Origin of the sequence: Vibrio sp. LaRot3, assembly GCF_027587025.1 — a bacterium.
Lineage (GTDB): Bacteria > Pseudomonadota > Gammaproteobacteria > Enterobacterales > Vibrionaceae > Vibrio.
The window spans coordinates 1-12,471 of record NZ_JAPPTI010000008.1 but is presented as its reverse complement, the minus strand read 5'-3'; the positions used below and the strand labels follow the sequence as shown (position 1 = coordinate 12,471).

At 44.0% G+C, this 12,471-nt stretch carries 10 protein-coding genes, 1 tRNA gene and 1 rRNA gene; 5 read left to right on the top strand and 7 right to left on the bottom strand.

Translation table 11 applies throughout. The features are described from left to right. Positions 1-410: 410 nt before the first annotated feature. From OH461_RS14905 to OH461_RS14885, 5 genes are all read right to left on the bottom strand, one after another. Positions 411-2,222, bottom strand: a complete 1,812-nt coding sequence (locus OH461_RS14905) for an AMP-dependent synthetase/ligase (RefSeq protein WP_270021369.1) — start codon at positions 2,220-2,222, stop codon at positions 411-413. A gap of 206 nt (positions 2,223-2,428) precedes the next feature. Beyond that, positions 2,429-3,397: a transcriptional regulator LeuO gene (gene leuO, locus OH461_RS14900; RefSeq protein ID WP_270021368.1), complete on the bottom strand. Its 969-nt coding sequence runs from the start codon at positions 3,395-3,397 to the stop codon at positions 2,429-2,431. Between the two features lie 379 nt (positions 3,398-3,776). Beyond that, on the bottom strand, positions 3,777-4,823 hold the full coding sequence (locus OH461_RS14895; RefSeq protein WP_270021367.1) for an MJ1255/VC2487 family glycosyltransferase: 1,047 nt from the start codon (positions 4,821-4,823) through the stop codon (positions 3,777-3,779). Positions 4,824-4,833: 10 nt separating this feature from the next. Continuing rightward, positions 4,834-5,364, bottom strand: coding sequence for a phosphatase PAP2 family protein (locus OH461_RS14890; protein WP_270021366.1), 531 nt, complete (start codon positions 5,362-5,364; stop codon positions 4,834-4,836). Between the two features lie 94 nt (positions 5,365-5,458). Continuing rightward, entirely contained in the window at positions 5,459-5,983 is a 525-nt protein-coding gene (locus tag OH461_RS14885) for a phosphatase PAP2 family protein (protein WP_270021365.1), read from the bottom strand. 466 nt (positions 5,984-6,449) lie between these two features. Here OH461_RS14885 and leuA point away from each other — a divergent pair, with 466 nt between their 5' ends. The 5 genes from leuA to OH461_RS14860 all read left to right on the top strand — a co-directional run bounded on the left by leuA (position 6,450) and on the right by OH461_RS14860 (position 12,111). After that, positions 6,450-7,997: a 2-isopropylmalate synthase gene (gene leuA, locus OH461_RS14880; RefSeq protein ID WP_270021364.1), complete on the top strand. Its 1,548-nt coding sequence runs from the start codon at positions 6,450-6,452 to the stop codon at positions 7,995-7,997. A 77-nt stretch (positions 7,998-8,074) separates the two neighbouring features. Beyond that, the gene (gene leuB / locus OH461_RS14875; RefSeq protein ID WP_270021363.1) at positions 8,075-9,166 is read left to right on the top strand and encodes a 3-isopropylmalate dehydrogenase; all 1,092 of its coding nucleotides are present in this window, start codon (positions 8,075-8,077) and stop codon (positions 9,164-9,166) included. Positions 9,167-9,189: 23 nt separating this feature from the next. Next, the gene (leuC, locus tag OH461_RS14870; RefSeq protein ID WP_270021362.1) at positions 9,190-10,590 is read left to right on the top strand and encodes a 3-isopropylmalate dehydratase large subunit; all 1,401 of its coding nucleotides are present in this window, start codon (positions 9,190-9,192) and stop codon (positions 10,588-10,590) included. Between the two features lie 11 nt (positions 10,591-10,601). Next, a complete protein-coding gene (leuD, locus tag OH461_RS14865) occupies positions 10,602-11,204 on the top strand; it encodes a 3-isopropylmalate dehydratase small subunit (RefSeq protein WP_270021361.1) in 603 nt (200 codons plus the stop codon). Between the two features lie 124 nt (positions 11,205-11,328). Next, positions 11,329-12,111 (top strand): DUF547 domain-containing protein, encoded by a 783-nt coding sequence (locus OH461_RS14860; protein ID WP_270021360.1) that lies wholly within the window; start codon positions 11,329-11,331, stop codon positions 12,109-12,111. Positions 12,112-12,168: 57 nt separating this feature from the next. On the opposite strand, the gene rrf is transcribed toward OH461_RS14860, so the two are convergent. Together rrf and OH461_RS14850 are read right to left on the bottom strand one after the other, a co-directional pair. Next, a 5S ribosomal RNA gene (rrf, locus tag OH461_RS14855) occupies positions 12,169-12,284 on the bottom strand. Positions 12,285-12,343: 59 nt separating this feature from the next. After that, positions 12,344-12,419 (bottom strand) — tRNA-Thr (locus OH461_RS14850). Positions 12,420-12,471 lie beyond the last annotated feature (52 nt).

The following is a 12,471-nucleotide window of genomic DNA, read 5'->3' as shown; positions in this document are numbered from 1 at the left end:
TGCCACACTAACCAGTAAGGTCAACTAATTAGAGTGGTTTTACATAGTCTAGGTCTTATTTGTAGCCTAATTGAAATACTTCCACTTTTTCGCTATGCCTTGCTTTTGTCATAACAAAAAGCAAGCTACCGCAACAAATGTAACGTTTTATTTTCAATGAATCCATTGCGACATTTATCGCAGAACAGACACAATGCTAGGTTGCAGTTAAATCTCAGACCGACTGAGCAATAGATATGTTTATACCAGTTTTATCATTGGAAAATAGGAATAAAAAAAGAGAATAATTTTTTCGAAAGATTGCTTGTATCGAAACTTCAAATAGCCAACTAGAAGATAAAAAAATCCCCCTGCTCAGAGTTAGCTCCAAACAGGGGGATTTTTAATCAACAAGAAAAATTGTCCAATGATTACTGCTTATGGGCAGACTTATCTTTGTACATTTCTTCGATTTCATCCTGATACTTGTCGTTAATCACTTTACGACGCAGTTTTTGCGTTGGTGTGAGTTCGCCATCATCCATAGAGAAAGCTTTTGGTAGTAGTTTGAACTTCTTCACTTGTTCAAACTTAGCCAGTTCTTTCTGTAGGTCGTTAACGCGCTTTTCAAACATCTCCATCACTTGGTGATGCTTAATCAGCTCTAGGCGATCGTGGTAAGCGATATTGAGCTCTTTGGCATACTCTTCTAAACTATCAAAACATGGCACGATCAAAGCAGATACAAACTTACGCGTATCCGCAATTACAGCAATCTGTTCAATGAAATGGTCTTTACCAATCGCACCTTCAATCATCTGTGGTGCAATATACTTACCACCCGATGTTTTCATCAGCTCTTTAATGCGGTCTGTAATGAATAAGTTACCGTTTTCATCAATATGACCGGCATCGCCTGTTTTCAAGAAACCGTGCTCATCAAACGTTTTCTCTGTTTCTTCAGGCATTTTGTAGTAACCGCGCATCACCATTGGACCACGAACAAGAATTTCATTGTTCTCGCCAATTTTCACTTGTGCACCCGGCATAGACATACCGATTGAGTCAGGGTCAAAACACTTGTCATCCCAGCACGAAATTGTGGCGGTAGTCTCCGTCATGCCGTATCCCAGCTTGACGTTAATACCAATAGCGTGGAAGAAGCGACCAATGGTTTCATCAAGCTTAGCGCCGCCACATGGCATAAAGTTGATTCGACCACCCAGTAATGCTCGTAACTTCGATAGCACCAACTTGTTTGCTAGTTTATAAGCTTTCTTTAGCATGAACGATGGCTTACGACCTTCTTGATGACAAACCGCCATCTTCGCGCCCATGTTCACCGCCCAAGTAAATAGCACTTTACGAATAAATGGTGCTTTAGACACTTTCTCGTGAATTGCTGAGAAGATCTTCTCGTAAAAACGAGGAACCGCGCACATCACTGTCGGGCGAACTTCACCTAACGCATCACGCACTTGCATGGTGTCTTGCAGGTAACAGTTGGTCGCACCTTTATAGAGTACGTAGAAAGTCCATGCTCGTTCAAATACATGTGATAAAGGTAGGAAACAAAGCGACACGTCTTGCTCAGACAAGCTTAAACGTTGGTCGTGACCTTGTAATTGAGCGGCAATGTTTGCGTAATCAAGCATCACACCTTTTGGCTGACCCGTTGTGCCTGAGGTATAGATCAGAGTAAACAGATCATCAAAGTTCACTTCATCAATACGTTGCTCTAATTCAGCGCGCTCTACTTGCTCACCTTTGGCAATAAAGTCTTGCCAAGATAGCGCAAAGTCATGACCTTTAAGGTCAATATCACTCGACATCGCCACCAGCAACTCAAGCTGATCGCATTGTTCAAAAATCGACACTGCCGCATCAAATTGCGCTTGTTCACCCACAAACAGCACTTTTACATCCGCATTTTGTAGGATGTAAGCCGATTGAGCCGCTGTATTCGTTGGGTAAATTGGCACAGTCACGCCACGCAGTTGCATTGCAGCAATATCTGCAATCGTCCATTGCGGCATGTTGTTGGAGAAGATCCCTATCTTGTCTTGAACTCTTAATCCTTGAGCCAATAACGCAAGTGAAATGGCATCCACTTGCTCACCAAACTGCTTCCAGCTAATGCTTTGCCAAACACTTTCAACTTTGTGTTTTAGCGCTGTACGGCTACCGCCTTTAGCAATCTGTTCACGAATTCTTTTTACGATATGAAAATCTAAATTGGCCATCTTCTCTACCTTTGGCTTACACATGTAAGCTAATTTGGCCGACAGTGTACCGTCCAAGCTAAAAAAGGCAACTGACACGGGTCAAAGTTATAATAAAAAAGCCTCGGTGGCATTTAGCCTCCGAGGCTTTAAAACTCTAGCTTCGCAGCCGATCTTATCGACTACAGTTCTACTCTATTGATAAATTAATAAACTTATTCAATAACTTACTTGTTTAAACTAGCAACAACCACTTCGCCACAAATCGCCATGAGCTGATCTCGTAACCAAATGTGTCCTTTATCTTTTTCACTTGATTCATGCCAGCTCAAGTAACCAGAAATAGTCATATTTTCAAATGGAGCAGCGATGATTTGTAATTGATCTTGGTTTGCTGCGTTTTCTACCATCCAACGTGGCGCGATCGTCACTAATTCAGACTGGCCTACAACGTATAAAACATTGCTCAGACTTGTGCCTTCGTAATAAGCATTAACCTCTAGTTCGCGATACGCTTGCTCAGAAAAACTACGTTGGCCATGCACTTTTGAAAGCTTAGCGTGGCGCTCTGATTTAAGCACGTCAGCAGTGATTGAACCTTGGATGCGAGGGTGTGATTTAGCCGCAACAATGACTAGCTCATCTTGGAAGATTTCAGTGCTTGAGAAGCCCTGCTCATCGAAGCGAGCATAATCAATGACAAAATCAATCTCTTGGTAACGCATACGCTCAGCAAGATGGCGGTCAAACTCCGCATCTAGATGTAATTGCACGTTTGGCGCTTGTTGATGAATCGTTGACATTACCTGCGGAGCAAAACGCATGTCACAAGGGCTGCACATCGCTAACTTAAATAGTCGAGTCGATGTTTCTGGAGAAAATACCGAACTAGGTAATTCATTACGAATAAGTTGTAAGGCTTGACGCACTGGGCCAAACAATTGGCGTGCTCGCTGTGTTGGCTGAATACCACGGCCTTGGCGCATAAACAGTTCATCATTAAACATCACTTTTAGTCGGGCAACAGCGTTACTTACCGCAGGTTGTGACATACCTAAATTGTGTGCAGCACGAGTAATATTTTGCTCTTGCATTACTGCATCAAAAACAGTGAGAAGGTTTAAGTCAACACCACGAAGAGTGCTTTCCATACGGTAGCTAGCAATTGCGCCAATCGGTTCTCTAATATCTGTCATCAGTCACTTCTCTTGTTCATTTTGTAATGGTTTCGACGCCATAGAAAAGAGTTATCTCCAACCTAGAGTCGAGAGCGGTTATCTATTTACCGCTTGGATGAATTATTGCGAGAACAGACTATCGACTAAGCAAAGTTCGAAAGGCAACAAGATTGATAATGAATCACTATTTTTTATATGAATCTCGATTTAATCCTTAAATTTCAAGCCAATGTAAAAATATAAAAAAAGCTAAATAACACTCCATTTAACCGTTTTCGTTAAAATTCACCTCGCCAATGAATGAGGTAAACTAAGGAGCAATACATAAACGACAGCTATTAGTCCAACCACTGGAGCATTCTCGCTACCAATACCAATAATCACCAAACCATCCCGTTTAGACATTCATGGCATAACTTGGAAAATCGACTTTACTCCACAACTGAGAGGTTAGATAACGAGTATTGTCCCAATCGCCTTCCAACAACCAATCAACAATGGCTTCGGCCACATTTGGGTAATCCACACTTTCTCCTGGCGCTTCATCCAGCCACGTCCGCACAAGAGCAGCATCTAATACTTCCATACTTGAGGCCAAACCTAATGTTTCTAACGTCGCAACATTAGACATCTGTTCAAACTGACCAGAAAGTGGTTTTAACAAGAGCTTTTTGCCTAATGTTAGTGCTTCCGACGGCAACTCAAAGCCTCCGTTAGCGATGATGCCGGCACATCGATTCATGTGGTGATGGAAGTGTTCAAAACTCAATGGCAGATACTCGATATTGTCGACTTGCTTCGCTTCCATGACATCTGGGTGGTAGCACACAAACATCTGGCTTTTGAATCTCAGCAGTAGGTCAGTAATATCCTCCAAACTCTCAAACGGTAGATAGACTAAAACAAACGCTTCGCTCTCTACTTGGTCTTTGTGAGTGTGGACAATCGGCGGCAATATAGGCTGGTTGAAATGATACCAATGTAAGCCAATATGATGCTGACTCGGAGCAAAATACCGAATCACCATCTTGTCTAACCAGCTTGCGCCCTTTAGCGGCACGGGATAACGAAAAGCATTTTGATGACTGATACTCACTACAGGCTTACCTTGCAGCTTTGCAGCCCAAGCAGAGACGGGTTCAAAATCATTAAGCACCAAATCATAATCGGCCAAATCAAGAGAGGTCACATCATTGTAGAACTCAAGTAGGCTGTTACTTGTCGCCGTTTTAAAATAGTTTACTCGACCTTTTTCAGTCGAAAAGGTTAAGCCTCGTCGAGTTTGAAAATGACCAAATTGCTCCATCGAAAAGTACTTATTTTTATCACGCCCGGAAAAGAGAAAATCAACGTCTATTCCGCGCACTTTTAACACATCACACATCGCCCTAGCTCTCGCGATATGGCCATTTCCAGTCCCTTGGACACCATACAAAATCTTCATTAGAACACTCCTAACTAAAGCCCAACCACTGCAACGATGCGGTCGCGCAAGCTAAACCGAGTAGCGCACCTAGCACCACATCCGTTAAAAAATGCACACCGAGCAGAATTCGAGATAATGCGATTAGCCCAGCCCAAACAAAGCTCAACACGGCAAACGTCGGATAGAATTGCGCAATCAACGTAGCCATAGCAAAAGCCGCGGCTGTATGACCTGATGGCAAGCTATAGCGGTCTGATGGGGTGATAAATGAAGGAATTAACGAACTGAGTTCTTGCGGCCGGCGACGCTTAAATAGATTTTTGGTTAGCCAGTAAATCGGTAGCTCTAAAGCAAACGCAAGCATACCCGCGATAAGGAATAACCTCCCTAAATCACCGTCAAACCACCAAGCCATGCCTCCTAATACCGCATACAAATGACCATCACCCGTTTTAGAAACTAAGCGACTGACTTTAGAAATAGGTAAACAAAACTTATGTTGTAAGCAAAACAGTGAGAAAGCCAGATCAAACTTGGCAATAGGCTCTATTGAACGCATAACGCACTCCTTCTTTATGGCTGCGATGCGATCAAAGTAAGAGGATTACGTGACACTAGAGTGACGATTTATTGTTGTCTCGGTTACAACAAACCTACGCCAGTAATAGCAATGAAGCTCGCGCGCAAGCAATACCTAATGCTGCACCTAGCAACACATCAGTAAAGAAGTGAACCCCCAGCAAAATACGAGAAAGGCTAACGAGGAGCGCCCAAATCAGAGCGAACAAGTAAAGCGAAGGGAAAAAAGCGCCAACCATGGTCGCCATTAAAAATGCCGCCGCAGTATGGCCAGACGGAAGGCTGTATTGATCCGCTGGTTGAATGATCGAGGTTAGGCTTTCAGAGCGCTCAAATGGACGACGACGTTTAAAACCGTTCTTCAAGATCCAATAGAGAGGCAACTCCAACGTAAATGCAAACAACGTCGCTTTGATAAACTCGATGCCGAGAGCACTATTCCCCCACCAAGCCAACATAGCAACGATAAGAAATAGTGGGCCATCACCAGTGTGGGACACGACTCTGCTCGCTTTCGCTAACCTAGGATGGAAACGATTAGATAGACACAACGATGAAAACGCCAGATCAAATCTGACAATCGGCTCTATCGCTTTCATACTCATTTCCATCATCTAACCATCAACAAGATGACATGTTATATCAGCAGAGATGAACGCGAGATTAATGGTTTGTTTAGGCTCAACCAAAAACATTCAAACAACAAATGTCTATTAAGGAGTTATTCAAAAAGAAGTGCTTACTCTTGAAGTTTGTCTGAATTGAATAAAAATTCGACTTTAGGGTTGACGTACTGGGTCGAGTACGGTACTAATCTATTAACTTAATTTTGTGGATTCATTAACGCTCTTAGGAAGTAGTTAACAATGACAACTCGTTTTTCTATCCTGCTAAGCCTCCTCCTGATCGTGAAAATATCGCGCGGGTAGGCTGTGGAAGAGAAATAACGACACAGAATGACAGAAACCCGCACCGAGATGCGGGTTTTTTTGTGACCAAATAATGGAAGAAAACGATTAAACGCGCATTTACTAGACGTTTAATTGAAAAGAAAAGGAAGCACTTATGAATGATCAGGTCATTATCTTCGACACCACCTTGCGTGATGGCGAACAAGCATTGTCAGCCAGTTTGACAGTCAAAGAAAAACTGCAAATCGCTTATGCCTTAGAACGCCTTGGTGTTGATGTTATCGAAGCTGGCTTCCCTGTTTCTTCCCCGGGTGATTTCGAATCTGTCCAAACCATCGCGCGCAACATCAAAAACAGTCGTATCTGTGCTCTTTCACGAGCAGTGGCTAAAGATATTGATGCCGCCGGTGAAGCATTAAAAGTCGCCGAAGCCTTTCGTATTCACACCTTCATTTCTACTTCTACCGTTCACGTTCAAGACAAGCTACGCCGTAGCTATGAAGATGTCGTAGAGATGGGGGTTAAAGCGGTAAAACATGCCCGTAAATATACCGACGATGTCGAGTTTTCTTGTGAAGATGCTGGCCGAACTCCTATCGACAACCTATGCCGAATGGTCGAAGCCGCAATTGATGCAGGCGCAACCACGGTCAACATCCCTGACACGGTAGGCTATACCGTTCCAAATGAATTCGGCGGTATTGTACAAACGCTTTTCAACCGTGTTCCTAATATCGACAAAGCAATCATCTCTGTTCACTGTCATGACGACTTAGGCATGTCTGTGGCTAACTCTATCGCTGCAGTCCAAGCTGGTGCGCGACAAATTGAAGGCACCATCAATGGTATTGGTGAACGCGCGGGTAACTGTTCTCTAGAAGAGATCGCGATGATCATCAAGACCCGTCAACAGCTACTAGGCGTCCATACTGGGATCAAACATGAAGAAATTCACCGCACTAGTAAGTTAGTCAGCCAACTTTGCAATATGCCAATTCAAAGCAACAAAGCGATTGTTGGTACGAATGCATTTAGCCACTCTTCAGGCATCCACCAAGATGGCATGTTGAAAAATAAAAACACCTACGAGATTATGACGCCTGAGTCTATTGGCCTGAAGAATCAAGCGCTCAACCTAACGAGCCGTAGCGGGCGAGCTGCGGTTAAGAGCCACATGGACTCAATGGGTTACAACGAAGATGAATACAACTTGGATGCGTTGTATGAAGACTTCTTGAAGCTTGCTGACCGTAAAGGCCAAGTGTTTGATTATGATTTAGAAGCACTAATGCACTTCTCTAATCTTCGCGAAGAAGACGACTTTTACAAACTAAACTACTTGAGCGTTCAATCAGGTAGTGTCATGGCGACAACTAGTATTAAGCTTCAGTGTGGCGATGAAGAAACCAGCGAAGCCGCGGTCGGTAACGGCCCTGTAGATGCTCTATATCAATGCATCTACCGTGTGACAGGTTATGACATCGTACTAGACAAGTTCGACCTAACAGCAAAAGGCGAAGGTGAAGATGGCTTAGGCCAAGCGGATATCATCGCCAACTATAAAGGTCGCAAATACCATGGCACAGGCGTATCAACAGACATTGTTGAAGCCTCTGGCCAAGCATTGCTGCACGTAATCAATAGTATTCATCGTGCAGATACCATTGCGGAAATAAAACAAAAGAAAATCACCGCTGTATAGGATGACGACCTAGCGCTTGCCGTCAGGCGCTAGGTAAAAATTAAAGCAACACAACGCTAAATATTTAAAGGATTAACATGACAGACAAAAACTACAAAATCGCCGTATTAGCTGGTGATGGTATTGGCCCTGAAGTAATGGCTCAAGCAAGCAAGGTCTTGGATGCGATTGAAACCAAGCACGGCATCAGTTTTGAGCGCGACGCTCACGATGTTGGCGGTATCGCAATTGATAACCATGGTTGCCCATTACCAGAAAGCACAGTGAAAGCATGTGAAGAATCCGATGCGGTTCTATTTGGCTCTGTCGGCGGCCCTAAATGGGAGCATTTGCCACCAAACGATCAGCCTGAGCGTGGGGCACTGCTTCCACTACGTAAACACTTCCAGCTATTCTGTAATCTGCGTCCAGCACAAATTCACAAAGGCTTAGAAGCCTTCTCTCCATTGAGAGCGGATATCTCAGGCAATGGCTTTGATATTGTCGTGGTTCGAGAACTGACTGGCGGAATTTACTTCGGCCAACCAAAAGGCCGTGAAGGTGAAGGCGCAAACGAGAAAGCTTTCGATACTGAGGTTTACCACCGTTTTGAGATTGAACGTATCGCTAAAATCGCGTTTGAATCTGCACGTCTACGTCGTAAAAAAGTGTGTTCTATCGATAAAGCAAACGTATTGCAAAGCTCAATCTTATGGCGCGAAGTGGTTGAAGAAATTGCCAAAGACTACCCTGACGTTGAGCTTTCACACATGTACATTGACAACGCCACTATGCAGCTTATTAAAGATCCCGCTCAGTTCGACGTAATGCTATGTTCAAACATCTTCGGTGACATCATTTCTGATGAGTGTGCGATGATCACTGGTTCTATGGGCATGCTTCCTTCCGCTTCACTTAACGAGAGCCAATTTGGTCTTTACGAACCAGCAGGTGGCAGCGCACCAGACATCGCAGGTAAGAACATTGCCAACCCTGTGGCACAAATTCTCTCAGCGGCATTAATGCTTCGCTATAGCCTAGGTGAAGAAGCCGCGGCACAAGACATTGAAAACGCCGTATCTAAAGCATTAGAAGCAGGCGAACTCACAGGCGACCTTGCCGGAGACAAACCAGCACTATCGACATCAGAAATGGGCGATAAGATCGCTGCATATATTTTGAATTCATAATTATTACACGGAAGTTTACGAGCATGACAAAAACGCTTTATGAGAAGGTCTACGACGCACACGTCGCCGTAGCTGCGGAGGGTGAGAACCCTATTCTTTATATCGACCGTCACTTGGTCCACGAGGTTACTTCCCCACAAGCTTTTGATGGCCTAAGGGAAAAGGGACGTAAAGTTCGTCAACTAGGCAAAACCTTCGCCACTATGGATCACAACGTTTCCACGACAACAAAAGACATTAACGCCTCCGGCGAAATGGCTCGTATCCAGATGGAAACCCTTTCTAAAAACTGTGAAGAGTTTGGCGTTACGCTTTACGACATCAACCACAAGTATCAAGGCATCGTGCACGTAATGGGGCCAGAACTTGGCATTACCCTTCCGGGTATGACCATTGTCTGTGGTGATTCGCACACCGCGACTCATGGTGCATTTGGCTCGCTGGCTTTTGGCATCGGTACTTCAGAAGTAGAACACGTTCTAGCGACTCAAACGCTAAAACAAGCTCGTGCTAAAACGATGAAAATCGAAGTAAAGGGCAAAGTTGCGTCAGGCATTACGGCAAAAGATATTGTATTGGCCATTATCGGAAAAACGACGGCTGCCGGCGGCACTGGTTACGTCGTTGAGTTCTGTGGTGAAGCGATTCGAGATCTTTCCATGGAAGGTCGCATGACCGTTTGTAATATGGCTATCGAGTTAGGCGCGAAAGCAGGCCTAATTGCTCCTGATGAAACAACGTTTGAATACATTAAAGGACGTAAATTCGCCCCTAAAGGTGCAGATTGGGATGCCGCAGTAGAATACTGGACTTCACTAGCCACAGACGAAGGTGCAGAGTTCGATGCTGTAGTCACGCTAGAAGGTAAAGACATCAAACCACAGGTCACTTGGGGAACCAACCCAGGACAAGTAATTGGCGTTGATGATGTCATTCCAAATCCAGACAGTTTTGCTGACCCAGTAGAAAAAGCGTCTGCCGAGAAAGCGCTAGCATACATGGGCCTGGAAGCAGGTAAAACGCTGTCTGAATATAATGTCGACAAGGTCTTTGTGGGTTCTTGTACCAACTCTCGTATTGAAGATATGCGTGCAGCAGCCGAAGTAGCAAAAGGTCGAAAAGTGGCAGAGCATGTACAAGCCTTGATTGTTCCGGGTTCTGAGCAAGTAAAAGCCCAAGCAGAAGAGGAAGGGCTAGACAAAATCTTTAAAGACGCAGGCTTTGAATGGCGCTTACCGGGTTGTTCTATGTGTTTAGCAATGAACAATGACCGTCTTGGCCCGCATGAGCGCTGCGCTTCCACTTCGAACCGAAACTTTGAAGGTCGCCAAGGTCGTGATGGTAGAACACACTTGGTAAGCCCTGCAATGGCCGCAGCTGCCGCAATTGCTGGTCATTTTGTTGATATTCGCGATCTGGATTAAGGAGAACTACCATGTCAGGCTTTAAACAACACACAGGCTTAGTCGTTCCTCTTGATGCGGCAAATGTTGATACCGATGCGATTATTCCAAAGCAGTTCTTGCAAAAGGTTTCACGCTTAGGATTTGGTAAACATCTGTTTCACGACTGGCGCTTTTTAGACGATGCAGGTAAACAGCCAAACCCAGAATTCGTGATGAATGCACCTCGTTACCAAGGAGCATCGATTTTACTTGCTCGTGAAAATTTCGGTTGTGGCTCGTCGCGAGAACATGCTCCATGGGCACTTGCTGATTACGGTATTAAAGCGATGATTGCGCCAAGCTTTGCCGATATTTTCTACGGCAACTCAATCAACAACCAAATGGTACCAGTTCGTTTGACTGAACAAGAAGTGGATGAAATTTTCCAGTTCGTTGAGTCGAATGAAGGCGCTGAAGTAGAGGTAGATTTAGAAGCAAATATAGTCCGTGCAAATGGCAAAGAGTACTCTTTTGAAATCGATGAGTTCCGCCGTCACTGCCTACTTAATGGCTTAGACAATATTGGCTTAACACTTCAGCATGAAGATAAGATCGCTGAATACGAAAGTAAAATTCCGAGCTTCTTAGCATAGAGTTCAATATAGTGAAAAGAGGTTGGCCATGTGCCAACCTTTTTTATTCAACGCTTATAATCATTGAAAGAAAAACGCACAAGCGTTGGTCTAATTGAACACTATTAAACAATCGAGCTTCAAGATGAGAAAACTAATCGGCGTTAGCCTAATAGCCCTATCATTCAATGCCTTTTCAGCCCCTAAATCTGAGCTTTGGGCTTATTGGCAACAAAGTAACGAAACAAGTACGACGGCAGTTTCTCATCAAGAATGGCAACACATCCTTGATCGTTACCTCGCTGTCGAGGGGCAACATCATCTATTTCGCTACAGCGCAGTCACAGAGCAAGACGACGCTAAATTAGATGACTATCTAGTCTATCTTGCAAAACAAAACCCACATAACCTATCCAAACCTGAGCAATACGCCTATTGGGTGAACATGTACAACGCCATTACGGTTGACCTAATTCTTCAAGATTATCCTATTAAATCGATCACCAAATTAGGTGGCCTATTTAGCTTCGGCCCTTGGGATGAAGAAGTGATCACCATTAGTGGCAAAGAACTCACTCTCAATGACATTGAACATAAAATTTTACGTCCAATATGGAATGACCCTCGAACCCATTACGCGGTTAACTGTGCAAGCTTAGGCTGCCCTAATCTACAGCAACAAGCCTTTACCGCTCAAAACAGTGAAGCTTTATTAGAGCAAGCCGCAATAGACTTTATCAATAGTGACAAAGGGGTCATGGTGAAAGGTAATGATCTTAATCTATCTTCAATCTACGATTGGTTTAGTGATGATTTTGATGTCGATGGTGGCGTGAAAAGCCACATTGAGAAGTATCGTAACAACCTACCCAATATATCTGGTTCATTTAACTACGACTATGATTGGTCTTTGAACGAGAAAAAATAAACTTTTTTCGATAGATACGAAAAAGCCCCGACCGAATGATCAGGGCTTTATATAGGTACCTAGCGATGTCCTACTCTCACATGGGGAAGCCCCACACTACCATCGGCGCTATTGCGTTTCACTTCTGAGTTCGGCATGGAATCAGGTGGGTCCACAATGCTATGGTCGCTAAGAAAATTCTTTACGTTTTGCTTTAAATTTTCTTAAAGAAAAACTCAAAACAAACTGTAAATGGTGCTGATACCCAGACTCGAACTGGGGACCTCATCCTTACCAAGGATGCGCTCTACCACCTGAGCTATATCAGCATCAGTGTCCGTTAGGACTAAAAAAGCCCGCTTTTGCAAACGGGCTCTTTCA

Coding starts and splice junctions, on each gene's coding strand:
- OH461_RS14895 (WP_270021367.1), bottom strand. CDS start 4,823: ATGAAGATTTTGTATGGTGTCCAAGGGACTGGAAATGGCCATATCGCG.
- OH461_RS14890 (WP_270021366.1), bottom strand. CDS start 5,364: ATGCGTTCAATAGAGCCTATTGCCAAGTTTGATCTGGCTTTCTCACTG.
- leuB (WP_270021363.1), top strand. CDS start 8,075: ATGACAGACAAAAACTACAAAATCGCCGTATTAGCTGGTGATGGTATT.
- leuO (WP_270021368.1), bottom strand. CDS start 3,397: ATGACAGATATTAGAGAACCGATTGGCGCAATTGCTAGCTACCGTATG.
- leuC (WP_270021362.1), top strand. CDS start 9,190: ATGACAAAAACGCTTTATGAGAAGGTCTACGACGCACACGTCGCCGTA.
- OH461_RS14860 (WP_270021360.1), top strand. CDS start 11,329: ATGAGAAAACTAATCGGCGTTAGCCTAATAGCCCTATCATTCAATGCC.
- leuD (WP_270021361.1), top strand. CDS start 10,602: ATGTCAGGCTTTAAACAACACACAGGCTTAGTCGTTCCTCTTGATGCG.
- OH461_RS14905 (WP_270021369.1), bottom strand. CDS start 2,222: ATGGCCAATTTAGATTTTCATATCGTAAAAAGAATTCGTGAACAGATT.
- leuA (WP_270021364.1), top strand. CDS start 6,450: ATGAATGATCAGGTCATTATCTTCGACACCACCTTGCGTGATGGCGAA.
- OH461_RS14885 (WP_270021365.1), bottom strand. CDS start 5,983: ATGAAAGCGATAGAGCCGATTGTCAGATTTGATCTGGCGTTTTCATCG.